This is a genomic window from Vibrio sp. 2433-A1, assembly GCF_056726085.1.
The window spans coordinates 1-25,736 of record NZ_JBRESC010000030.1 but is presented as its reverse complement, the minus strand read 5'-3'; the positions used below and the strand labels follow the sequence as shown (position 1 = coordinate 25,736).

General features: G+C 44.3%; 19 protein-coding genes. All 19 read left to right on the top strand.

Annotated elements, in window-relative coordinates; genetic code table 11:
* Positions 1-239: 239 nt before the first annotated feature.
* Positions 240-416 carry a hypothetical protein gene (locus ACU01J_RS20060; protein ID WP_481087275.1) on the top strand — a complete coding sequence of 59 codons (177 nt, stop codon included), beginning with the start codon at positions 240-242 and terminating at the stop codon, positions 414-416.
* Positions 400-1,407 carry an SEL1-like repeat protein gene (locus tag ACU01J_RS20055; protein ID WP_481087274.1) on the top strand — a complete coding sequence of 336 codons (1,008 nt, stop codon included), beginning with the start codon at positions 400-402 and terminating at the stop codon, positions 1,405-1,407. The genes ACU01J_RS20060 and ACU01J_RS20055 overlap by 17 nt, the downstream gene beginning before the upstream one ends.
* Positions 1,408-1,698: 291 nt before the next feature.
* Complete coding sequence (gene tssB, locus ACU01J_RS20050) at positions 1,699-2,196, top strand: type VI secretion system contractile sheath small subunit (RefSeq protein ID WP_481087273.1); 498 nt, start codon at positions 1,699-1,701, stop codon at positions 2,194-2,196.
* A gap of 49 nt (positions 2,197-2,245) precedes the next feature.
* Complete coding sequence (gene tssC, locus ACU01J_RS20045; protein WP_481087276.1) at positions 2,246-3,721, top strand: type VI secretion system contractile sheath large subunit; 1,476 nt, start codon at positions 2,246-2,248, stop codon at positions 3,719-3,721.
* Between the two features lie 5 nt (positions 3,722-3,726).
* A complete protein-coding gene (gene tssE, locus ACU01J_RS20040; RefSeq protein ID WP_481087272.1) occupies positions 3,727-4,164 on the top strand; it encodes a type VI secretion system baseplate subunit TssE in 438 nt (145 codons plus the stop codon).
* Between the two features lie 5 nt (positions 4,165-4,169).
* Positions 4,170-5,939, top strand: coding sequence for a type VI secretion system baseplate subunit TssF (tssF, locus tag ACU01J_RS20035; protein ID WP_481087271.1), 1,770 nt, complete (start codon positions 4,170-4,172; stop codon positions 5,937-5,939).
* Positions 5,903-6,904, top strand: coding sequence for a type VI secretion system baseplate subunit TssG (gene tssG, locus ACU01J_RS20030; RefSeq protein WP_481087270.1), 1,002 nt, complete (start codon positions 5,903-5,905; stop codon positions 6,902-6,904). Before tssF ends, tssG begins: the two co-directional genes overlap by 37 nt.
* Positions 6,905-6,906: 2 nt before the next feature.
* On the top strand, positions 6,907-8,391 hold the full coding sequence (gene tagH / locus ACU01J_RS20025; protein WP_481087269.1) for a type VI secretion system-associated FHA domain protein TagH: 1,485 nt from the start codon (positions 6,907-6,909) through the stop codon (positions 8,389-8,391).
* A gap of 2 nt (positions 8,392-8,393) precedes the next feature.
* On the top strand, positions 8,394-8,873 hold the full coding sequence (gene tssJ, locus ACU01J_RS20020) for a type VI secretion system lipoprotein TssJ (RefSeq protein WP_481087268.1): 480 nt from the start codon (positions 8,394-8,396) through the stop codon (positions 8,871-8,873).
* 5 nt (positions 8,874-8,878) lie between these two features.
* A complete protein-coding gene (gene tssK / locus ACU01J_RS20015; protein ID WP_481087267.1) occupies positions 8,879-10,213 on the top strand; it encodes a type VI secretion system baseplate subunit TssK in 1,335 nt (444 codons plus the stop codon).
* A gap of 3 nt (positions 10,214-10,216) precedes the next feature.
* Positions 10,217-10,990, top strand: a complete 774-nt coding sequence (gene icmH / locus ACU01J_RS20010) for a type IVB secretion system protein IcmH/DotU (protein WP_481087266.1) — start codon at positions 10,217-10,219, stop codon at positions 10,988-10,990.
* A 29-nt stretch (positions 10,991-11,019) separates the two neighbouring features.
* Positions 11,020-13,623 carry a type VI secretion system ATPase TssH gene (gene tssH / locus ACU01J_RS20005; RefSeq protein ID WP_481087265.1) on the top strand — a complete coding sequence of 868 codons (2,604 nt, stop codon included), beginning with the start codon at positions 11,020-11,022 and terminating at the stop codon, positions 13,621-13,623.
* Positions 13,624-13,625: 2 nt separating this feature from the next.
* Entirely contained in the window at positions 13,626-15,221 is a 1,596-nt protein-coding gene (locus ACU01J_RS20000; protein ID WP_481087264.1) for a sigma-54 interaction domain-containing protein, read from the top strand.
* Positions 15,218-15,862: a type VI secretion system-associated protein VasI gene (gene vasI, locus ACU01J_RS19995; protein ID WP_481087263.1), complete on the top strand. Its 645-nt coding sequence runs from the start codon at positions 15,218-15,220 to the stop codon at positions 15,860-15,862. The genes ACU01J_RS20000 and vasI overlap by 4 nt, the downstream gene beginning before the upstream one ends.
* Positions 15,863-15,864: 2 nt before the next feature.
* Positions 15,865-17,277: a type VI secretion system protein TssA gene (tssA, locus tag ACU01J_RS19990; protein WP_481087262.1), complete on the top strand. Its 1,413-nt coding sequence runs from the start codon at positions 15,865-15,867 to the stop codon at positions 17,275-17,277.
* Between the two features lie 15 nt (positions 17,278-17,292).
* Positions 17,293-20,835: a type VI secretion system membrane subunit TssM gene (gene tssM, locus ACU01J_RS19985; RefSeq protein WP_481087261.1), complete on the top strand. Its 3,543-nt coding sequence runs from the start codon at positions 17,293-17,295 to the stop codon at positions 20,833-20,835.
* Positions 20,836-20,886: 51 nt separating this feature from the next.
* Positions 20,887-22,143 (top strand): type VI secretion system ImpA family N-terminal domain-containing protein, encoded by a 1,257-nt coding sequence (locus ACU01J_RS19980; protein WP_481087260.1) that lies wholly within the window; start codon positions 20,887-20,889, stop codon positions 22,141-22,143.
* A gap of 375 nt (positions 22,144-22,518) precedes the next feature.
* The gene (locus tag ACU01J_RS19975; protein ID WP_069669095.1) at positions 22,519-23,037 is read left to right on the top strand and encodes an Hcp family type VI secretion system effector; all 519 of its coding nucleotides are present in this window, start codon (positions 22,519-22,521) and stop codon (positions 23,035-23,037) included.
* Positions 23,038-23,160: 123 nt separating this feature from the next.
* On the top strand, positions 23,161-25,736 hold a 2,576-nt coding region (gene tssI, locus ACU01J_RS19970), incomplete at its 3' end, for a type VI secretion system tip protein TssI/VgrG (protein WP_481087259.1).

The following is a 25,736-nucleotide window of genomic DNA, read 5'->3' as shown; positions in this document are numbered from 1 at the left end:
CTATGCTGACGTGAACTCAAATAAAATAGGAAAAAAGAAAAAGTGCTGGTTCAAGTGTTCGGCATAAACTGAAACAAAACAAGCGTTTGCACTCACCGAAATACGCAGTAAAGTGAGATTTCGTGCTCATAGTTGCATTATTATCTGTTATTGGGAGTTGCTGATGAACTGTTGTTTCTTTACAGTAATCTACGGGTTAACATCGACTTATAGTGCTATATGTTATTAATGAAGCCTCTATGGAAAATGGAATCAGTATTGAGTATATAGGAATCGAACATGATGGTTTCCCGCTCACGTCTGTAATATCAGGCTTAGGTACTGTAATGTTTGATGGTAAGCCAACTGCAAAAGCAGGAGACCTGGTGAGTTGCGGTGGTGTGTTACAAGGTGGTAATAGTGTCAATATTAGCTAGATTGCTGTCTATGGCTATCGTTAGCATAGTTTTAAGTCCGATCGCATTAGCAAGTGAAGATTATGATGTCGAGAAGATGTCAGCAGCTGATGCTTATCAGTATGGTAAGCTGCTTCGGGCTCAGTTTAGGAATTTAGAAGCGAGAGAGTACCTTAAGTATTCTGCTGATAACGATTACCCAGACGGGGCTTACGCCTACGCAATGGAAATGATGGGCTACCATGACAGTGCGCGTGCAACCGGATATGCACGAGATTACTTGATTAAAGCCGCAGAAGGCGGAAATAGACCAGCTCTCAAGTACTTATATCGCTACGGAGACTGGTTAAGCGCAGCGAAACGCAATAAATATAAGAGTGAATACTACAATAGCCTAATTGATTTAGGAGCGAAATCTCCAGGTTTAGCTTATTTACACTTATCAGAATACTTTCATGCTTCAGATGCAGCTTTGTCCGACTATTACTTAAATAGGGCTATGGAGTTCGATATACCTAGCGCTTATATGGTAAGCGCTCAACGGCTAGAGAATGGAGAGGGAAACTATTTCTTTGACAGCAAGCGAATCGCTCAGTCAACGAATAGATACTTACATGCCGCAGCTTCTGGTTATATACCGGCTATTAAGAGATACACAGCGATTCTGGAGTCTAAAGGAAAGTTTGAAGAAGCCTTGAAGTGGAGGGAAAAGGCTCTGATTCTAGGAGATATTACCTCTTTGGTTACATTAGGTAATATCTATAGTGGTAACAGCCCTAGATACAGCTTTGTCGAACCAGACCTGATAAAGGCAAAGGAATACTTTGAACTTTACTTAGAAAATGCCGGACAGGACAGGCTCGCCAGCGTTTATCAGCAAGTTGAAACGAACTATAAAGAGACCGTTGATAAAATTGCAGATGTTCAACATCTTCATTCTAAGGCATTGAAAGATGAAGCGTCCGAAGTCCCGTACTTCTACCACTATGACTATCTTTGGAGTACTTATTAAGTAATAAGTATGGATGTTATTCGTTAATTTTAATCATAGCTAATACATTTTCATTCATGTAAATTATATAAGTAAGCCATACTACATTGTTTTAATTATTTGCCATTAACTTAATTTAATGGAATGTGTTTTTTTTGATGAAATTGTTCAACTTAGTAGTTGTATAGAAATCTAGAGTTATATTTGATAGTAATGTTATTTAACCTATATCTTCGTTGGTAATGGGTAGGTGATTTTATTGTCGATATAAATAACGTCCCAATTTAAATTTACTATCGGAGAACTTTGATTATGTCTAAGGAAGGAAGCGTTGCACCTAAAGAGCGGATTAATATTAAGTATGTTCCTGCTACCGGCGATGCTCAGGCTGAAGTTGAACTTCCACTAAAAACATTAGTGGTGGGTGACTTTAAAGGCCATACCGAAGAAACCCCTGTCGAAGAGCGTAGTACCGTTTCAGTTGATAAGAACAACTTTGAATTCGTGATGCGTGAAAGTGAGTTGAGTCTATCTACTTCAGTGAAAAGCAAACTCACTGAAGATGAAAATGCAGAGTTACCTATTGAGTTGCGATTTAACTCTTTATCTGACTTTGCACCGGATTCAGTTGCGGATCAGGTTCCAGACCTTAAAAAGCTAATTGAACTTCGAGAAGCTTTAGTGGCGTTAAAAGGCCCACTTGGCAATATTCCGGCTTTCCGCGATCGCCTGCAAGAGTTGCTACACTCGCAAGATTCTCGCGACAAGCTTCTACAAGAGCTAAATCTCGTCAGAGAAGACGCTAAATAAAACAAAACACTGACCAATAACATTCGTTATTTAATGGATTAGGGAATACCTGATGTCTACAGAAACGGTACTTGAAAGACCCCAGCAGGCTGAAGGCGGCTTACTGGATGAAATCATGGCGCAGACGAAAATTGCGCCAAGCGAAGATGGCTACGATATTGCAAAGAAAGGCGTAGCAGCTTTCATCGAAAACTTAATTGGTTCTGAACAAACTGAAGAAGCAGTAAACAAGTCTCTAGTTGACCAAATGCTGGTAGAGCTAGATAAAAAGATCAGTGCGCAGATGGATGAAATTCTGCACGATAGCAAGTTCCAACAAATGGAATCTTCTTGGCGTGGTCTTAAACTGCTTGTTGACCGTACTGATTTTGGTGAAAACAACAAGATTGACCTGCTACACGTAACCAAAGAAGAACTACTTGAAGACTTTGAGTTTGCTCCAGAAACGACACAATCAGGTCTATATAAGCACGTCTACTCTTCAGGCTATGGCCAGTTTGGTGGCGAGCCTACCGGTGCAATTGTTGGTAACTTTGCATTTACGCCTTCAACGCCTGATATGAAGCTTCTTCAATATATGGGGGCACTAGGTGCTATGGCTCATGCACCGTTTATTTCAAGCGTTGGACCTGAGTTCTTCGGCATCGATTCGTTTGAAGAACTACCAAACATTAAAGATGTTAAATCTATCTTCGAAAGCCCTAAATATACTAAGTGGCGTTCACTACGTGAGTCTGAAGATGCACGTTACCTCGGTCTAACAGCACCGCGCTTCCTTTTACGTGTACCTTACGACCCAACAGAAAATCCAATTAAATCATTCAACTACTCAGAGAGTGTTGCGGAGTCTCATGAACATTATTTGTGGGGTAATACTGTATTTGCGTTTGCTACACGTTTGACGGACAGCTTTGCAAAATACCGCTGGTGTCCAAACATCATTGGTCCTCAAAGCGGCGGCGCAGTTGAAGATTTGCCAGTGCATGTATTTGAGTCAATGGGTGCACTGCAAGCTAAGATCCCAACGGAAGTGTTAATCACTGACCGTAAAGAGTTTGAATTGGCTGAAGAAGGCTTTATTGCATTAACTATGCGTAAAGGCAGCGATAATGCAGCATTCTTCTCTGCAAACTCTATCCAGAAGCCAAAGATCTTCCCTAACACTAAAGAAGGTAAAGAAGCCGAGACCAACTACAAGCTTGGTACTCAGTTACCTTACATGATGATCATCAACCGTTTAGCTCACTACATTAAAGTTCTACAACGTGAGCAAATTGGTTCCTGGAAAGAGCGTCAGGATCTAGAGCGAGAGCTAAATACCTGGATTAAGCAGTACGTGGCTGATCAGGAGAACCCGCCGGCAGACGTACGTAGTCGGCGCCCACTTCGCGCCGCTAAGATTGAAGTCGCTGACGTTGAAGGAAACCCAGGTTGGTACCAGGTTTCGCTTTCTGTGCGTCCTCACTTTAAATATATGGGTGCGAACTTCGAGTTGTCTCTGGTTGGTCGTTTAGATCAGGCTTAATTGATATGACGTACTTTGCACCAGAAGAAAGTACGTTTGGCGTTGGCTTCTTTGAACGCTTAGAAGCCAACACTGAAAACGTCTCTTTGACTCAAGGGCCAGCTCCCAGTGATATACTGAGGTCTATTAAGCTCAACATATCCAGAATTCTTAACACTCGCGTTGGAGGTGCTCAAAGTTCGCGGGAGTTAGGTCTGATCGATTTTAACGACACGACTTTAGATGGTCTCGATCTCTCTCTTAAGATTAACCTTGCTATACAGGATTGCCTAAAAAACTTTGAGCCAAGGTTAAAGAACGTAGAAGTTGTTTCTCAAACCGATAGCTATAGCCCTCTGTCGTTGCAATTCAAAATTACAGCGCAGATCAACAATAAAGCGATTCATGATCGTGTTCAGTTTAGCTTGCTACTAGACCAAAACAGAAAATATCGAGTGATTTAGGGATTATGACTCAAGATAAGTACTTTAGAGAGGAACTGGCTTTTTTACGAGAGCAAGGGCAAGAATTTACCGAAATTCACCCGCAACTTTCTCGCTTTCTTCACGGCCGAACGATGGATCCTGATGTTGAGCGTCTATTAGAAGGCTTTGCTTTTCTGACCGCGAGACTGAGAGAGAAAGTGGAAGATGAGTTCCCTGAACTGACTCACGCGATGATCAATATGTTGTGGCCTAACTATCTGAGGCCCATTCCGAGTATGAGTATTTTAGCCTTCACTCCAGACAAAAGTGTAAGTGAAAAACAGATCATTGCTAAGGGTACGAAAGTAGATAGTAAACCTGTGTTTGGAACCAGGTGCCACTTCCAAACCTGTCGTGAAGTAGAGCTGTATCCACTGGGTCTCAATGACGTAAGAGCGCAGCACACTCGTGAAGCGACCACCATTGATCTTGAATTAGAGCTGAAGGGCTATATTAACGTAGGCAGTTCATTACTCAATAGTCTCCGTTTCTATCTCGGAGGAGACAAATACAGTTCTCAAATGCTGTATCTATGGCTAAATCATTATCTCGATAAGGTCAGCATTGATGTAAATGGTACCGAGTATCCACTCGCAGCAGGCAACTTCAAAACAGTAGGCTTTGATAGTGAAGATGCTTTGTTGCCATATCCGACCAATGTTTATGAAGGTTACCGGATATTACAGGAGTACTTGTCTTTCTCTGAGGCATTCCATTTCTTTGACTTAACTGGTCTGGATAAAGCTATCCCCAAAAGCGTTACTGGGCAGTTCACTCTTAAACTTCATTTTGCCAAGACGCTTCCTGTTGACGTAAGAGTAACTAAAGAGAATTTCCAGCTTTACTGCACCCCGATCATCAATCTGTTTGAACACGATGCGGATCCTATTTCCCTTACTGGCCGCCAGTCAGAGTATCGGGTTTTACCATCAAGCCGTAAACCTTCTCACTATGAAGTGTTCAACATTGAAAGTGTTTCTGGATGGCAAAATACCACCCCAAAAGGAAAACGAATCCGCGGTACTAAGCGTGTTTACTCCTCATTCGAGAGCTTCCAGCATGAAGTGGAAAGGGTGAGAAATAGAACCGCTCTTTATTACCGTGCGCGAGTGAAAGAAAGTATTCGTGGTGATGGATTCGAGACATTTATCTCTTTTGTTCGTAGCGATGAAACAACATCTTTTGATGTAGATGAAGCGGTATCAATTAAGTTGAACTGTACCAACCGACTGCTTCCACTAGAGTTGGGCGTCGGAGACATTTGCGAGCCAACAGATACATCGCCACCGTTTGCGACATTTGCCAATATTTCCGTGCCTTCACAATCGCTACGTCCTGTTTTAGATGGCAGCTTACTGTGGACATTAATCTCTAACTTGTCACTTAACTACTTGTCGTTGTTATCAAAAGACGCCCTTAGCAGCATATTGAGAGCTTACGATTTCAAAGCGTTGGTTGATAGGCAGGCAGAAAGAGTATCTAGACAACGATTAGAAGCGATTCAAAAAATTGAGTCGAAACCTGTAGATAAGATTTTGCGAGGGTTACCAGTTCGTGGTCTACAATCAACCCTACAAATTAATCAGGCTGGCTTTGGTTCAGAAGGTGACTTGTTCCTGTTTGGCACAGTGTTAAGCCATTTCTTTGCCTTGTACGCAAGCATTAACTCATTCCATGAATTAAACGTGGTCAATGTCACCAATCGAGAGAGGTACACATGGGGTACTCTGCCAGGGATGCAACCACTGATTTAGTGGAATCAGTGGTTGCACTGCCAAATAAGGTTCATGAATACAATTTCTATCAGCTTGTTGAGTTACTGCAAAAACTTAATGAGATGAACCCAGAGGACGATGAGTGGGAGCGCCAATGTAGGTTGGTGTTTAGTGCCAACACCAGCTTGGGGTTTTCTCCGTCGGATGTTAATCGTCTTGATCAGCTTGACGACAAGAGAATGGTAATGATGACCAATTTCTTTGGTTTGTCTGGCGCACAGTCACCACTTCCTGGGTACGTGGTAGAGCAATTGTTAAATGAAGAACCTGGTGGTTTCAAACAGCCGTTTTTTGATTTCTTCAATAACCGATTGATCAACCTGGTTTATCGAATCTGGCGGAAATATCGTTACTTTGTGCGCTTTCAGCCTGATGCTCAAGATGATTTCTCAGCGCAGCTGCTTTCATTGGTCGGCTTGGGTTCACCTGACTTGAGAGGGGATACACCAATTAACTGGTGCAAGATGCTGGCTTATTCCGGAACCCTTGCTGGACGCAGTCGCTCTCCTCAAGTGGTGTCGGGGGTCATCGCCCACTGTTTTGATCTCGAAGAAGTGGAAATCAGACAATGGACAAGACGTACGGTAAGAATTGCCCCTTCGCAGCAAACTCGTGTGGGAGAGGCAAACTCTCAGCTTGGTGTGACCTCAATGGTGGGGGAGTCAGTCATTGACTGTACTGGTAAGTTCACTATTTGTATTAGGCAGTTATCGAGAGGCAAGTTCTCTGACTTTTTACCATCAGGTCAAGAGTTCGATCCTTTGTGTAAATTGGTCGAACTAATTTTACGTGAGCAAATGGCTTATGACCTGGAGCTCACGATGGACGATAATGAAGCGCCGGATTTTGTTTTAGGCAGTTCTGCGGATATTGCGCTCGGTTGGACTTCGTTCCTTGGAACCAACGAAAAAGATAAAAGCGTACTCATTCAGGTAAGGCAGTAGACATGAAAACTACTGAAATACTCAAATTAAACCTTTTGGTTATTAATGCTCAGAAGCTTGAGTCGGGCTTGTCTGCGCTAATGGATTGGGACCAAAACGGAGGTCTAATAGGTTCGTCATCTGCATCTAAATGGGTGCTTAAAGACGCGAACGGTCATGTTCATCCGTGGCATTGTGAAATCGTTATGTTCGATGGCGCATTTTGCCTGAGAGATTTATGTGGTGAGACCTATATTAATGGTACGGAAATGCCAATTGGTAAAGGTTTGCTGGCGAAATTAGTCCACAAAGATCAAATTAAGATAGGTCCCTACAAAGTACGTGTTGCTTTGGGAGATTTAGAGGATGACAACAGTGCTGGCTCCTTGACAAGCTTGTTCGAAACGACCACTGAAGACCTGCTTTCGGATGACACGCTGGATATCGTTGAAGACGAAAAACAACAACAAGTTGAAAATGCAGATCCACTCGCTGCATTGGATGAGCTGATGACGACTAATGAAGAAGAGTCTTTGATTGATGGCGAAATGGTTGATGCTTCAGAGGAAGTTGATACGCAAAGACTTGTTCCCGAAGACGATCTGACTCTAAGAGATCCTAACTTCACGGTGGAAGCTGACAGCGACAATGAGATTTCATCTTCGATATCGCTGAAAAGAATTCTCAGCTTTGGGTTTGGCAGCAAAAAGCACTCTAGACAGCAGAGCTCGGCAACAGAACAGCCAAGATTCAAATCAGACCCAGCGGCACGGTTTGAGTCTCAACTAACAACTACTAACAACGATTCAGAGGGCTTTCAAATGGATGAGCAAACACTAGATTTGCTAGAGGAAGAAGTAGCAAAAAGTATTCAGCCTGAGCAGACAGCAGTAAAAAGCCCTGCGATGACAGGTGGCCACTTGTTAACGGGGCCAATGCTTAATGGGCTAGGGGCAAATCTAAATCATACCGACGACATCGAGCGTATGCACATGCTGTCTCAGGAGATGGGTGAATCGTTACAAGCATGTATTCAAGGTATTCTGGATCTTCACCAACAAGTGAGTGAAGGACGTTTCGGTACTTTAAACAGAAACCTACAACCTATTGAAGATAACCCACTACGTCTGGGTTTGTCATACCAAGAGACAATTCGAACTCTATATGACTCGGAGAAGAGTGCGGTACACCTTTCAGCTCCAGCAGCCATTGAAGAGAGCCTAAAAAACGTTCAGGCACACAACGAAGCGATACAGCATGCGACTGGAGAAGCGTTAACGCAGATTCTGGGTGCATTCTCTCCGCAAGTCTTGCTACGTCGATTCCAGAACTACAAGCGTTCACACCAGGATATTGCTCAAAACAATGATGAGTGGGCATGGAAGATGTACTGCAACTACTACCGAGAACTCACTTCACATCGCCAACAAGGATTTGAAAAGCTGTTTTGGGAGATCTTTGAGCAGGCTTACGACAAGAAAATCCGAGAGAAACAACTGGAGTTTTAAGCGTGAGAGATTTGCTATGGATATGCGTCTTCTCGATGTTTCTCATTGGCTGTAGCAGTGAGCCGCCACCTTATGACCCCACTCAATTGCCGACCAAAGTTACTTTTAGCATTGTCGCGCAAGATGACGTTAACCCGAGCATTTTGGGGCTGGCTTCTCCGGTGGAGGTACAAGTATTTGAACTGGTGGATGACTCGATGTTCATGTCATCTAGCTATGACCAGATGGAAGAAGACTATGAGAAAGCGCTGAAAAGTAACTTCGTTAAAAGTTACGACTACGTTTTGAGCCCCGGCCAGTTCAAATTCGTCAACGAAATCGAAGTTGATGAAGAAACTAACTATATCGGGATTATGGTGAAATTTTCTGATATCGAACTGAGCGAATGGAAGAAGGCAGTCAAAATATTAAATAAAGGCCGAGAGTATCACTTGCTGATGCTTCTTAGTGAATACGACGTCAAGTTGGAAAAGGTGGAATAGAAAACATGTTTTCACGAAATCGTGTTATTTGGAATGAGGGTTTGTTCATTAAGCCACAACATTTCCAGCAACAACAGCGCTACACGGAATACTACATCGATGAACGTTTGAGTTCTGTTAGTCGATATTTGTATGGCATATCGGAGTTTTCTCTTAACCCCGAGTATCTATCGTTTGGTCGTATCGCGATTGAACGAGCTGTTGGCATCATGCCTGACGGAACCGCTTTCCGTATTCCGCAAGAAGATACTCTGCCAGATGCGTTAGAAATCGACGATGCTTCACTGGCTAACCAGTTAATTTATATCGCGATTCCTTTACGTAGTGAGTCACTGATGGAAATCAACTGGCCAGATGCACAAGGAACCGGGCGCTACGAAAGCCGTCGCCTCGAGGTTCGAGATGTTCATACCGTGCAAGGGGATACGACAACCATCGATGTTTCGCCTATGCGAATCCAACTGATGTTAGAAAAAGAAGACCGAAGCGCTTATGCCTCTATGGCCGTGGGCCGCATATTAGAGAAGCGACCTGATGGTAGTGTGGTCATGGATCCTGATTTTATTCCTTGCCACCTTAACGTAGTTGGCAATCTGGCATTGCACCGTTTTGTTAACGAGATATCGGGCTTAATGCGTGAGCGAGCGAAGAATATTGCTCAGCGTATTAGCTCCCCATCTCAAGGAGGTGTAGCTGATGTGTCTGACTTTATGCTTTTGCAAGCGTTAAACCGCCTACAGCCTCAGATACAACACCTAGCTGAACTGAGAAGCCTCCATCCTGAACGTCTGTTTGAATGTCTCTCCACGATTGCTGGTGAGCTGGCTACCTTTACTGACGAAAGCCGTTTGCCGCCCAAGGCCATTAGCTACAACCATGATATGCCAACCGAATCCTTCTGGCCTCTGATTCGCAATCTGCGTCAATCACTCAGTGTGGTACTGGAGCCAAGAGCTGTCGCTATTCAACTAGACAAGCGTAAATACGGCTTAATGGTTGCGGCGATTCAGGATCCTCAGTTAATGGATACCGCTGACTTCATTATTGCAGTTAAAGCTCGTATGCCTATGGATGAACTGCGTCGTCAGTTTACTCAACAAACCAAAGTATCTTCGGTTGAAAAAATACGTGAGCTTATTTCTCTGCAGTTGCCGGGTATTCCACTAGTGGTATTGCCGGTTGCTCCTCGACAACTGCCGTACCACGCAGGCTACACCTATTACCAACTTGATAAGTCGAGCAGTGAATGGGAGATGCTAACGCATTCTAGTGGTTTCGCTTTCCATGTGGCTGCAGCTTTTGAAGAGCTTGAACTGCAGTTCTGGGCAATTAGGAGTTAATCGATGGATGTGAATAAGAAAGAAGGTGAATTCAACAAATTACTGTTCGATGATGTCGAAAAAATTAACCAGGACCAAGATTACTGGTTTCAACTCAGAGGGAGTTTATCAAACCCTCTAATTGATGCATCGACACCACTTCTGGGCTTATCGCTGCGAGTGCGACAGTTATCGGAATGTGAAAACATCGAAGCCATTTACACGCAGACCATTGAAGAAATCAAGACAATCGAAATTGAGCTGACTGAGCAAGGTTTTGAGCACGCTGTCTTGATGGCTTACCGCTACATCTTGTGTACTTTCCTTGATGAAGCGGTGATGGGAACCGAGTGGGGCTCTTCGACCGTATGGGCCGAACACTCTATGCTGTCACGCTTTCACAATGAAACCTGGGGCGGCGAGAAGGTGTTTACCATTCTCAAAAGACTTGAAGCTGAGCCTCAGCAATATAAGTCGCTACTTGAATTTATCTATCAATGTTTGGTGTTAGGTTTCGAAGGTAGGTACCGAGTGATTGAGTCAGGAAAGCTGGAACGAGAGAAAGTCATCGCTCAGCTACACAAACTGATCAATCAGGAACAGGAAGTGGATATCTCTCACCTGACCCGCGCGACAGAACACGTTATACGTTCAAAATACAAGCTAAGTAAACAAATCCCACTGTGGTCGATTTTCGCGGGTTTCATACTACTTTGGGGAGTAACCTTCCTTGGTTATAGCTATCTGTTACACGTCAAAACCAGTGACGTAATCGAACAATTAAAACAAATCTTATAACTAGAATAATTAAAGACTAGGTGATTGCCGTGATACGTATTGAACTACCGACACTAATCTCGAAATTAAATCAACAGAACAAGCTTGCCCTAGAACAAGCAGCGACTGTTTGTATTGAGCGCCAACACAGTGAGATTACGTTTGAACACTACCTTGAGGTTCTTTTAGACAATCCACTTTCAGATATTCGCATCATACTTAAACAGTCTGATTTAGCAGTTGATGATGTTAAGCAAGCAATATCCAGCAGTTTTGTTCGCGACCAGTATTTAGACAACTACCCAGCTTTTTCCCCGTTACTTGTCGAGCTAATTCAAGAAGCCTGGTTACTTTCCACCACGGACTTGAGCCAGACAGAGCTTCGTTCGGGAGCAATCTTACTGGCAGCGTTAACTCGTGCAGATCGTTACATGGGTCAAAAGCTGGTTCGTTTATTGGGTGTGATTAATCGTGAAAATTTGAAAAAGCATTTTGATATGTTTTTGTCAGACTCTTCAGAAAGGCAAGTTGAAGAACAGCCAAAAGACGCTGTGGTTCAAAACACAGATACGTCCGTTCTGGAGAAATACTGCACTAACGTAACAGGGCAAGCACGCCAAAATGAGCTTGATCCCGTTCTGTGCCGTGAAAGTGAAATCAACTTGATGATTGATATTCTCTGCCGTCGCCGCAAAAACAACCCAATAGTCGTTGGTGATGCCGGTGTTGGTAAGAGTGCCATGATTGAAGGCTTAGCTCTTCGTGTCGTTGCGGGTTCGGTACCGCTGCCACTGCAGGGTGTTGAACTTTACTCTTTAGACTTAGGTTTACTTCAAGCTGGTGCATCAGTAAAAGGTGAATTTGAGAAGCGCCTGAAAGGCGTGATTGATGCGATTAAACATTCTCCTAAACCTATCATGCTATTTATCGATGAAGCACACACCCTGATTGGTGCTGGAAACCAAGAAGGTGGTGGTGATGCAGCGAATCTGCTTAAGCCAGCTCTGGCCCGTGGTGAACTATCAACTATTGCTGCTACAACATGGAAAGAGTACAAGAAGTACTTTGAGAAAGATCCTGCACTGACTCGTCGTTTCCAACTGGTTAAGCTTGATGAACCAAGCGTAGAGCAAGCAATAGATATTCTGCGTGGACTGAACTCGGTTTACGAGAAAACCCATGATGTACTTATTTCTGACGATGCTCTGAAAGCTGCTGCTAAGCTGTCAGCACGTTACATTTCAGGCAGACAGCTGCCGGATAAAGCAATAGATGTTCTCGATACAGCATGTGCACGTATTGCTATCAACCTTACTGCGCCGCCAAAGCGTCTGGCATTTATCGAAACGGCTTGTCATCAACGTCAGCTTGAAATTGATATGCTTGAACGTGCCCAGCTAATGGGTAAAGACGTTAATCAACAAAGACTTGATGAGCTTAAAATAGAAGAAGCTGCTGACGAGCAAGAACGCGACTGCCTAACAGAGCAGTGGCAACAGCAAAAGCAGTTAGTTGAAACGATTATTGAACTTAGAGCTGCTCTGAATGAAATCAATGATGATGAACCTCTTAGCGATGAACAGCGCAATGACATCCTTGCGCAAATCCGCATCAAGTATCAAGAGTTAGAGTCTATCCCTCATGATGTTCGTTTGATTTATCCTCAAGTTGATGCTCAGCAAGTAGCTGAGGTGATTGCTGACTGGACTGGTGTGCCTGTCGATCAGATGAACAGCGATGAGCTACACAAGATCACCCACCTTACCTCTATTCTTGGCCGAAAAATTAAAGGACAGGATGTGGCGCTCAAACGTGTACATAAGCATCTTCTGACGGCGCGCTCGGATTTACGTCGACCAGGTCGTCCGAAAGGTACTTTCCTACTTGTAGGACCAAGTGGTGTAGGTAAAACAGAGACGGTTGTTCAACTTGCTGACAGCCTATATGGTGGTAAACAATTCCTGACGACAATTAATATGTCTGAGTATCAGGAAAAGCATACTGTATCGCGTCTGATTGGTTCTCCTCCAGGCTATGTCGGTTACGGCGAGGGTGGTGTTCTGACCGAAGCTATTCGTAAGATGCCATATTCTGTTGTGCTACTTGATGAAGTCGAAAAAGCGCACCCCGAAGTGCTTAACCTGTTTTATCAGGCGTTTGATAAAGGTGAACTTGCCGATGGCGAAGGTCGCCTGATTGATTGCCAAAACATTGTATTCTTCCTGACATCAAATCTAGGTTTCCAAACGATTGTTGATCACGCAGACAAGTTAGATCAGCTTGATGACGCACTTTACCCTGAGTTAGCTGCATTCTTTAAGCCAGCCTTGCTTGCTCGTATGGAAGTGGTGCCTTACATGCCACTTAGCCCAGAAGTACTGGAAAAAATAGTTCGCGGTAAGCTAGTTCGTCTGGAAAATCTGTTTAGTGAGCGCTATGACGCAGAAGTCGTTATTGAAGATTCATTGATTGATGAAATCTTGTCGCGAGCAACACGATCCGAAAATGGCGCGCGTATGCTAGAAGCTATCATCGAAGGTCAATTGCTTCCACCAATCTCACTCGCTTTACTCAACAAGCTGTCAGAGCAAAAACCAGTTACGCGAATCTACTTAGCGGCACAAGATGGCGAGTTTATTGGTGAGGTTGAGTAGTGATGTCTAAGTTGCTAGAACTAATGACAGAGCTTATCGGAATCCGGACTAAACATGAGCTGACAGCAAAGTTTACCCAGACTCTGAGTGTTGAACTCGGTTTATCAAAATGCTTGCTTCTAATGCCAACAACAGATGGTCGTCGACTTGTGCCACATGACGCTCAAGTCGATGCATCGTGGGCTGTGAATGACATGAGTACCCCATTTGCACAGGTGCTTCAAACTGCCAATCAGATGTCACTTTCGACTGATGAACTCCTGTTTTGGAAATCAGACAGAGCGTTCGCTGAGTTAGTCTCTGGCGTTGGGATGTTTGAACATGTCTTCATTTACCCTTTACCCCTGCATTCCAATCAGGTTCAACTCATCTTATTTATTCAGGGTGATCAAAAAGAAGTTGTTAAAGCTTTTAATAGTGATGATATTAAGTTTATTGACATATTCACTAAGCAATGGAACTTGCTTGAAGAAAAGGAACAAGAGCAGCGAGATATTCAAGCACTTACCGAGTCTTTGAGCAATATACAAGAAGACACCAAGCGCAGAGAGCTGGCAGATAAACTCTCTCACTCTTTGATTGGTCAAAGCCTTGTTATGCAAAAGCTGCGTCAGCAAATAGTCAGTGTGGCGGAGTCTCAGTTGTCGGTTCTGGTGCAAGGAGATACCGGTACGGGTAAAGAGCTGGTTGCTCAGGCTATTCATCAGATCTCAAGTCGTAACTCCCAACCTCTGGTAGCCATCAATTGTGCCGCTATTCCAGAAAACTTGCTTGAAAGCGAACTGTTTGGTTACTGCAAAGGGGCGTTCTCTGGCGCAGAAGCTGATAGAGAAGGACTGATTTCACAGGCTAATGGTGGAACGCTTTTCCTCGATGAAATCGGCGATATGCCTCTCGCCTTACAGGCTAAGCTGCTGCGAGTGCTCGAAACGAAAAAGTTCAGATCTATTGGTGGCAAGCAAGAACTTAGCTCTGACTTTCGCCTGGTCTCTGCAACCCATGTAAACTTACTTGCTCAGGTAAGAAACAAACAGTTTCGACAAGATCTTTATTACCGCTTATATCAGTACCCTTTGACTCTGCCGAAACTGTCAGAGCGTTTGGACGACATCGATATTTTAAGCCGACACTTTATTGCTGAGTTCAATTCCCAGCACGGAACTGAAATTCGAGGCTTACATTACAAAGCATTAGATTGCCTTAAAAAGTATTCATTTCCGGGCAATGTACGTGAGTTGAAGCTGTTAGTCGAGTTTGGCTGTGCGCAATGTGGCAATGAGCCGGAAGTGAGTGAAGGCAGTCTGGCTAATCGTATTGCTGTGTGCATCGATTTCGAGTTACAAAGTACTGAACAGTCTGATACTTCGCCCGTGCTTACTGAGGAAAGAGATCTTGCTGACAACCCTTACCCTAAGATGCAAGGAGACTTCTCTGCCATCACTGACCTGAAACAAGCGGTAAATGTGTATGAAGAAAACATTATTCGTGAGCGCTTAGCTCATTTTTCCGGGGATAGGGGGAAGGCGGCAGAAAGCTTAGGAATTCCTAAAAGAACCCTTGCTTACAAGTGCCAGAAACTGGAGATCAAAGCAGAATGAATACTTTGAAATATCTTGTTTTATTGGCGGCCATGAGCAATTTTACATTGCCAGCGAATGCCGCAGAACAGTCAGACGACTCTCTAGTCATTAAAGGCCAGCAATGCTCCTTAATCTCTAAACGGTTAGAGCGCCTTAATTGTTTTGATGCTGTTTTTCAGACACCAACCGCATCGAATCGCAGGACGATATCTGACGACAAACCGCAAGCCTGGCACACCGCTTTTGATACTGCGAATGGTAATGCGCCATTAAGTCTTGTTGAGAACGGTAGTGACAGAGAAGGGGATGCCTGGCTTACACTGACAGCTAATCATGCCGAAGGAGAATCTGCTCCGGTGCTAATGATGAGCTGCATTAATAAGCTCAGTCGTATCGAATTAGCGCTTCCTCAAGCGATTGAAGATGGTCGAATTCGAGTATCTATAGCTGGTGGGCCAAATCAGAGCTGGAGAAGCGATGATATTGGTGTATTGTTCTCTTCGGCTAGAGGTCTTCCGGCAATATCTATGATGAAGGTGATGTCGAGCCAAGGCAGACTAACTCTACGCTCAAATTCACAGGTAGTAGAAGGGCTGCAGTTTGATACCACAGGTCTCAACCAAGCTTTAAAACCACTTAGAACAAGGTGTGGGTGGTAGTAATGGAATTGACTCAATATCGAACTTGCATAGTTAAACCCATCGCTGTCGAATCGCCGGTAGGAGAAAGGCTACTGGACGAGCCATTGTTTGATTTTGTTGAAGACCAAATGATGAAAGTCGGCTCTCTTTCTCACGCTAGTGTTCAATGGCAAGAGGTCGAGCACAGTGCCATTACTCTGCTTAATGAAAAGAGTAAAGATATCAAGTTACTGGTTTACTTAATCCAGTGTTTACATAACCAGCTAACACCAAGCCGCTTTATCACTTCATTTGGTGTGATGAGCGACTTCATCGAGCACTACTGGAATAATTGTTTTCCAGCACCTGGTAAAAGAGGCAACTTACCACGCAGAAAGTTTTTCAGCCAGATGTGTCAACGCTTTTCTATAGCAGTGGAAAAGTTCGACTTCGCCAGTCTGGACAGTCAGGACAGAGAAGAGTTGCAAGCAGTAGTCGAAGGTTGGCAGAAAACCATCGAAGCTAATGAACTCTCTTCGGATGTTGCAGATTCTGTCGCACTTACCATCACCAACCAGCTTAAACGAACTCAAGAAAGAGAAAAGTTGCAGCAAACTGCGGCACAGCCAGTATCGACTGACTCTGCGACAACGCAAGCCTCTGCTGCTCCAGCATCTTCTTTATCCGTTGATAATTCGAGTGATAAAGCCGCGAAGCAAACCTTGCTTAAAGTCGCTGAATACCTCGCTGATCAGGAGTCGGGCAGTGCATTAGCCATTCGAGTACGCCGCCATGCATTGTGGGGGGCTATCACGGCATTACCCGATCATGACCACAACGGAAAAACTTTGCTGCGTCGTATGCAGATGGAGCGAGTGAAAGAGTATCAAGATCAGTTGCATCAACCGGATCTTGCTTTATGGAGAAAGGTCGAGCAGAGTTTGACCATTGCGCCATATTGGTTTGAAGGTCAGCTGATAAGTCACGATATTGCAAAGGCTCTAGGCCAAGAGAGCTGGTGTCAGGCCATCCGTGAAGAAACTCAATCATTTATCCAACGCTACCCAAGCGTCGTTGAACTGAAGTTTAAAGATGGTTCGCCATTGTTGACCGACTTAGTACGTGATTGGTTAGCGAGTGGTGAGGTGGCCTCTACGGGCGGTAGTGTTTCAGGTAATTGGAGTGAGCAACGAGAACAAGCATTTAGTCTTGCCAAAGAGGGGGGGATTGCCGTGGCGATGTCGATGCTCAATGACGGTTTAGTCGCAGCGACAGAACCTCGTGACCGTTTTTACTGGCGTTTACTCAGTGCTGACCTCTTGAAGCACAATCACTTAGATGCCATGGCGACAGAACAGTATCAAACCTTAAAGCAAGAAATTATGCAGACGAACGTCACCGAGTGGGAGCCGTCTTTAATAGAACAACTAGAACGAAATACAGCGTTAGATTAAGCAAAGGGACTATCCATGTGGAAAAGTATCATCGGGCTTGTTAAGAAACTTAAGCCGGGCATAGCAGCGGCCCTTCCTATTTTGCTGTTTACTCTATTTATACTACTCAATGTCGCCATTTGGTGGGCAGGTCCTTGGTTGGAAATTAGAGGGACGAAACCTTTAGAATCCTTAATGACTCGTAGCATTGCTAGCACACTTTTTCTGTTGCTTTCGTTGTCAATATGGGGTATTTGGCAATGGCGTAAATTACAAGGTTTTAAGAACCAGCAAAAACGTGAAGAACAGCTAAAGCTAGACCCAATTACAGCGTATGAAGAACGTCAGGAAGTAGAGCTGAATGACGTAATGAAAAAGATGAAGCAAAGCCTCAATACGCGTAATTACCTCTATTCACTACCTTGGTATCTTGTTCTGGGGCTTGAGAACGCAGGCAAAACCAGCTTAATCAACCGTTCTGGACAGAACTTCGCACTCTCTTTAGTCATGCGTGCTTCTGGGCAGAAGAGTGAGAACCCGTACTCATTCGACTGGTGGATTGGTGACGAGTCAGTATTGATTGACCCAGATGGCGAACTACTTACTCAGAGCAAACTTAATCAAGATAATGATGGTGAACTTGAGCGCCGCTTGTGGCTTAATTTTGTTAACTGGTTAGAGAAAACACGCAGTAGACGACCGCTGAACGGTATTGTTCTCGCAATTGATATCTCTCATCTGGCAACCTCGACAGCCACAGAGCGTAAAGCTTATGCAAACCTGCTGCGAACTCGTATTCGTGAGTTAATGGAAACTCTGGCAACGCGTTTACCGGTCTACATTACCCTGACAAAACTTGATTTGTTGTATGGCTTCGAACCTTTCTTCAAGCACTACTCAAAGTCACAGCGTGATGAGGTGTTAGGTTTTACCTTCTCATTAGAATCAGTCAATAACTTAGATCATTGGTTAGAAGAGTTCAGCAAAGACTATGGCCAGTTCGTATCAAAAATTAACGAGCTTTTCCCTCATGCTGTCGCTGAGCCGTTAGAACAAGAAGAGCGTGATGCCATTTATAGTTTCACACGCCAGATGTCGGGTTTGCAAGATATTCTCAAAGACTTTTTCCAGGACGCTTTATCGAGTGACCAGTTCTCAACCTCGGCGCTAGTTCGTGGTGCTTACTTTACGTCAGTGTATCAGCAGGGTGTTCCAAGCAATGCGTTTGGAGATTCTGCGTCTCGTCGATATGGGTTATCGCATGCAGTAAATAAAGCGCAAAATGCTGAGAACTCGACAGCGTACTTTACCCAGCAGCTGTTCAGTAACATTATCTATCCAGAAGCCGGGTTAGCATCGGATAACTTCCGGGTAGCAAAACACAAACGCCGTTTAATGGGGCTTTCATTTACCGCTTGTATGGTCGCAACGGTGCTACTGGTCGGCACTTGGCATCGCTATTACTTGACTAACGTTAACCAGTCGGATGCGGTATTAGCCAAAGTTAATGAGTATAGAACTCAGTACCCATCGAATCTGTCTCTGGCTTCCCAAAAAGACATTCTTGAGCCTCTGAATAAAATTCGACAAGCGACGCTGGAGTTTGGTTTCTTCCGTGAAAAGCCGCGTTACATTTCCGATTTTGGTCTCTACCAAGGACACACTATCGGACCAATGGTTGAAAGCACGTACCTTAACTTGCTTGAAAACCGCTTCTTGCCACTACTGATGGCAGATGTCGTAGTTGCCTTGAAACAGGCCGACAACGAAGAAGACAAGCTAGCGGTTTTGCGTGTCTACCGCATGATGGTGGATAAGAGTGGTCGTTATAAAGACTATGTACTGGATTACTTTGGTAAATATTGGCAGAGAGCGTTTGCCGGACAAAAACAGGTTCAGGGCGAACTGCTAGAACACTTAGATTACGCGATGCGTCATACCGATCTTGCTGGTGCAAGAGAGCAGGGTGATGCCTTCGCAGAGCGAGTGATGAAACCATACGATAGCACCATTGCGAGTGTTCAGGCTGAGCTCAGTACCATGCCTAACGATCAGCGTGTTTACCGAAATCTTAAGCTCAACGCACAAACAGTATTAGGTCCTTCAATCAGTATTCGTAACTTAGTTGGTCCTATCTTTGATATCGTATTTGAAGAGCGTGTGGCTAACAGCAGTTTGTATATTCCACAAATGCTGACCAAAGAAGGTTTTGAAAAGTACTTTATGCCGCTTTCAGAGTCAGTCTCAGAGCTTGCTCTCAGCGATGACTGGGTGTTAGGTCAGTCGAAAACAGCGCAGTTTAGCGAAGCGGATAAACAGGCGCTGCGAGAGAAGATTCGTAACCTGTATGTAGCAGATTACGTCAACACCTGGCGTGCCGTGCTGAATGATATCGATATGAAGTACTTTGATGATATTAACGATGCGGTGATGGTGTTAGAAAATCTGACAGGAAACGTTGAGCCACTGCAACGTTTGCTAAGGACATTGAACAATAATACTCAGATTATTGCAGATTTAGAACCAAATAGTGATGCAGGTGAAGAGCTGCTGAAGAGTCCCAAGTATAAAGTCGCTTCAAGTATTCAGTCTCCATTTGCAGAGCTAAACTTAATGCTTAAACCAGTTGGAGATCAACCTGCGTATATCAATGAAGTGCTTGCGTCCGTCGATGAATTAAAAACGTATCTGAAAGCGATTCAGGAGTCACCAGATGTTGGGATGGCAGCGCTGGATGCCACTAAGGCGCACGTTAAATTAGTTAGTGCAGATCCAATCTATACGTTGAAACGCATCTCTTCTGGATTACCAAGACCACTAGATAGCATGGTTGCTAAGCTTGCTGATGAAAGCTGGTATGTTGTTAAACAAGAAGCGGTCAGATATCTGGAAGTTCGTTGGTACGAAGATGTGTACAAGCCGTACTATACCAAGCTAGCAAACCGCTACCCGTTCAAGAGTGATTCAACAAAAGATGTCGCACTGGAAGATTTTGAATCTTTCTTTGCACCGAAAGGAACGCTGGATAGCTTTTATACTAATCAGTTAAAAATCTTTATTGAAGAGAACATCGCTGTCGATGAATACGATACTGCTCAATCTATCATTCGTCCTGAGGTACTAGCACAGATTGAACAAGCACAGAGAATTCGTCAGGCTTTCTTTAACCGTAAAGGCATCCTAGACGTCAATTTCTCGGTTGAACCTCTTCAGCTTAGCGGTAACAAACGCCGAAGTGTGCTTAACGTTGATGGTCAGTATCTGACTTACAGTCATGGTCCACGTGAAGGTGTTGAACTGATTTGGCCAAACACACTACGTGACTCGGCAGTATCTAAGGTTACCTTGGTGCCAACCAAGTCAAACCTTTCACCTAGAAGCATCAACCTCAAAGGACCTTGGTCATTCTTCCGGTTGCTGGAAAAAGGTAACGTGATGTCAGCCAGTAAGACATCGGTTGACTACCGATTTGTTGTTGATGGTGGCGATATGATTTACCGCATTAATGCAGAATCGGATGCTAACCCATTTACTGAGCGCCTGTTTAAGTCGTTCAAGTTGTCTAAGACTCTTTACTAAAACACTAAAGGAGCGAGGTATCTCGCACCTTTTCATCAGGGCGAAGTATCTATGTCCAATACAATATTGCTTGACCAAATTGTCTATCATATTACGTCTGATTCCAATTCAATCAGGCATTTAGAAAGTTACCAAAAAGCCAGGGATGAAATCAACAATCGCTTTAATCCTTTATCTGGTGGTACTAATTGGCAAGAGGTGTACCAGGCTTGCCAACAGTTAGCTAAGGGACCAGGGGTTGATTTGCTGATATGTAGCTATCTCACCATTGCCAAACTAAAAGTCGAAGGTCTAGTGGGCTACGCCAATGGCCTTGAATTACTAATGCAATGTTTGAGCTTATTAGCTAAGCCAGATTCCAAATCGGCTAAAATGCGTAAAGAGGTCTTAGATTGGGTCAATAGCAAGGCAATTCCTGAGCTAAAAACATTGAAACCTTCTCAAGAGCAACTGCGTGATCTTTATCGTAGCGAAAGGTTATGTGAAAGAATCCACCACTGGATGACACTGCAACAGCCTCAAGTTGAAGTCGATTTCGAAGGAGTAGGGTTTGTTTTATTTGAACATATCGATCAGATCGAAACCCGTTATCATACCGTGATAAAACGTCAGGAAAAGCAGCATGAAAGTGACAATAGAATCACCCGCAAACGCTACTTCTGGAGTTTGGCTGGAACCTTTTTCTCGACACTTGTTGTGAGCGGGGTAAGTTCGTGGTTCTATTACAATCCTAGCGTGCTTAATCAGTACCAGTTCAAGCAATCGATAGAAGTGCCAGTACTAACGAGGAGTAACCTCGATAGCTACGTTGAACATACCAAACCCACTAAATTAGCTGCGATTCAATCTGAACTAGTACCTATGTATCACTCTTCTATTGAAGAAAAAACTCAGAGTTCGATTGAGCAACCTTACTTAAAGGCGATTGAGCAACTCGATATATTGCAGAGACTCTACACTGGAAATGAGCAGGTTAATCAAATAAGCCAGACCTTATATCAGGATCAGCAGTCTGCACTTCAACAGGCAGATGAGTTTGTCGCTCGGTTCAATGAAATTCGAACTAAGATGGCCAACATTACCTTGTTGGTAAAGAAAAAGCGTTGGGCACAGGTTGCTAACGAAACCAAATCTTTGGAAGACTTTGCCGTTAGTTTATTGCCGATATATGGTCGTGTCGGTTATGTAGAAAACTTGATTGACAACCAGCAGTACCAACAAGCGCAGCAAGAGTTTGAAGAGCTAAAAAGACGCCTCAATAACTTGAGTTGGAAAGTCGCTGATCTAAATCAGAAGCTTGAAGAGTAGAGTCTTCGCTTATTTGAGCTCTTATTGTACTAGTCTAATGAGGCAGTATTGGTTATGGTTTTACTTTTGACGGAGCAAATTATAACTTTTTATGATGCTGTTCAAAAATCACTCATGAAAGATCAACACGCCATAATAATTGTACAAAATCTTCTTAGGCTGAATTTTTTATCCACCATCTTATACTTGGTATATTTTTTGCTGTCGAGCAACTTCTTGCTTGATTCGAGCAACTTCTTGCTCGTATTAGGTAAGATCTTGCTCAGCTAGCATATTAACAAACCCTTAAGCTATTGAAGTGTATGACTTTTCATTTTGGCATAGTTCTTGATTTAGAGTTGGGTGTTTTTACACCCAAACCACAAGGATTTTACTATGCCAACTCCATGTTATATCTCTATCGACGGTGAAACTCAGGGTCTTATCACTGCTGGTGCTTGTACTGCTGATTCTATCGGTGACTCTTACGTTGAAGGTCACGAAGATGAGATGCTGGTTCAAAAGTTTGATCACGTTGTTACAGTACCAACCGACCCTCAATCTGGTCAGCCTTCGGGTCAACGTGTTCACAAACCGTTCCAATTTACTGTGTCGCTAAATAAAGCAGTACCACTGCTGTACAACGCACTTTCTTCTGGTGAGAAGATGAAGACCGTTGAATTGAAATGGTACCGCACGTCTATCGAAGGCAAACAAGAGAACTTCTTCACTACTAAACTCGAAAACGCATCTATCGTCGATATCCAGTGTGAAATGCCACACTGTCAGGATCCGGCAATGTCTGACTTCACCCAAAACCTAACCGTCTCTATGTCTTACCGTAAGATCACTTGGGATCACGTTAACGCAGGTACGTCTGGCTCAGACGACTGGCGTAAACCAGTCGAAGCTTAATCGCTTTGATTTTCTGAGGCTTCCCTCGGGGGAGCCTCAGAAAACCTTAACTTCAAATTATCAATCCGTTAGTAATTTGCGTTTAAGGTTTTTGTGTTTAGGGTTAACGATAGGAGAGACGCAATGGCGACATTAGCGTACATCATTGAGGTAGAAGGACTGAGCGACGATGCTTTGGTGGTCACCAAGTTCGATGGACAAGAGTCCTTGTCTGCTAGTATGTTCGGTCAAAGGCCCTGTTACGGGTTTTGCTACCAGATTGAGTTAGCCAGTCGTTTACCTAACTTAACCCCAGAGCAGGTGGTTGATCGGGCGGTCGAGCTGCGCATGTATCGTAACCGTATCTTGGTTCAACGAGTACACGGCGTGGTGCGCGCGTTTACCCAAGGGGACATTGGTCACCACCATACCTTCTATTCATTGACCCTTGTGCCTGCTTTAGAGCGCCTCTCTCTGCGTCACAATAGCCGTATCTTCCAGCACCAGACCACGTCCGACATCATCGCGACGCTACTGCAGGAGATGGGCATTAATGATTACGCTTTCTCGTTAGCGCGCGAGCTGGCTCAGCGCGAGTTCTGCGTTCAATACCGTGAAAGCGACCTCGACTTCCTGCATCGTCTCGCAGCAGAAGAAGGCATGATCTATAGCTTTATCCATGAAGCTGGAAACCATACTCTGGTCTTCAGTGATTCCAGTGCTCTGTTACCTTCATTGGCTGAACCTGTCCCGTACAACGGGCAGGCTGGCGGTGTCAGTGATGTGCCTTATATCAAAGGCTTCCGTTACCAATCTGAGGCTCACGTTGCCGAAGTTGAACTCAAAGACTACAGCTTTAAAAAGCCAGCGTACTCCTTTAGTCAGTCGGCTCAGGGGGCTGAAATAGATTACCAGCAGCCGACTTACACACATTTTGATGCCCCGGGGCGTTATAAAGATGACCTCAATGGCACTGCGTTTACTCGCACCCGTTTAAACTACCTACGCCGCGATGCCCAGTTAGCTGATGGTAAGAGTAACGAGTTCTTAATTCGTGCAGGCTATAAATTCACCCTCAGTGACCACCTCAATCGCGCCTTTAATCGCGATTGGTTACTGGTTCGCGTCAGTCACCACGGCGAGCAGCCTCAGGCTTTGGAAGAAAAGAGCGGACATGGCGCAACAACCTACAACAATCAGTGGCAAGCCATTCCAGGCCATATCAACTGGCAAGCCACACCAGAAATCAAACCAATCATTGACGGCCCGATGATCGCAACGGTCGTTGGTCCAAAGGATGAAGAAATTTTCTGTGATGAACATGGGCGGGTGAAAGTGCACTTCCACTGGGATCGTCATGACAACAGTCCAGAGCATAGCTCTTGCTGGGTACGCGTATCCCAAGGCTGGGCAGGCAGTCAGTACGGCATGATGGCCATTCCGCGCATCGGCCATGAAGTGATCGTATCGTTTTTAAATGGCGATCCAGATCAGCCGATCATTACTGGCCGAACCTATCATATCACCAATACACCACCTTACTCGTTGCCAGAGAACAAAACCAAAACCGTCTTGCGCAGTGAAACTCACCAAGGTGAAGGCTTTAACGAACTCAGTTTTGAAGATCAGGCAGAGCAGGAGCAAATCTACCTGCATGCACAGAAGGACTTTGACTCCTTAATACTCAATGATATGACCACCCATGTTAAGCATGATCAACATAGCACAGTGGATAGCAACCACTTCACTCAGACAAAGAGAAACCACCACTTCACCGTTGGCGGAGAGAGTCGCACCCTAGTCAAACAAGATGTCACCTCAATTGTTGAGGGTAGCCTACATCAAAACATCGCACAGCTTCACGCCCTTAAAATAGGTAATGAACTACATATCAAAGCTGGTAAGAAGGTCGTCATCGAAGCCGGATCTGAAATGACCCTCAAAGTCAATGGCAGCTTTATAAAACTGGACTCGTCTGGCGTCAGCCTAGTTGGGTCAAAAATCAATCTAAACTCGGGCGGTAGCCCGGGCTTAGGGAGTGGTTACTCAGAGAAAAACGTTTTACCACCGAACGAGCTCGATGCCACGGCATCGAACCTTCCGCCGCCTAATCAACATAAAAATGAAGATATTGCTGAGAATACTATCGGTCCGGTGATAGCTGAACCACGAACGTTAGGTGGCAGCTCTAAGGGTAACGAAGAAAGCATAGGTAATAAAGGACTCTCGTCGCCTACTAAAGAAATGGAAAGCTCGGAGGCTCAAAAAGGCGAACAACGCGTTGTTCTGCAAGCGGGAAGTACGCCAGAAGTCGCGAAGGCTGTTCAACATTTAGCTGCTAAACATCCTGGTTCCACGATAGTAAAACTTAATCATGATGGTTCTTTACCGGATGTAAAGTTGGATACAACAGGCAAACCTTTAAAAGTGCTTGTCGTGGGGCATGGTGATACGAAAGATGGAAGTCCATCAAGTACTATTGGTGGGTTAAATGCAGAGCAAGTGAGTGCGCTTACACAAAGTATCGCGAACAAAACAGGCAACGAAAGCCCAGAAAGGGTATCTTTAGTGGGTTGTAATACGTGCAACTTAGCAAAAGAGGTTTCAGAACAATTACCGAACTCCAAAGTCACAGGACAAGATCGTATTGTGAAAGTGAATGATAACGGGCGGAAAGAGTCGTCAGATATAACCGATCCTAAGGCTCTACCAAATGGCGC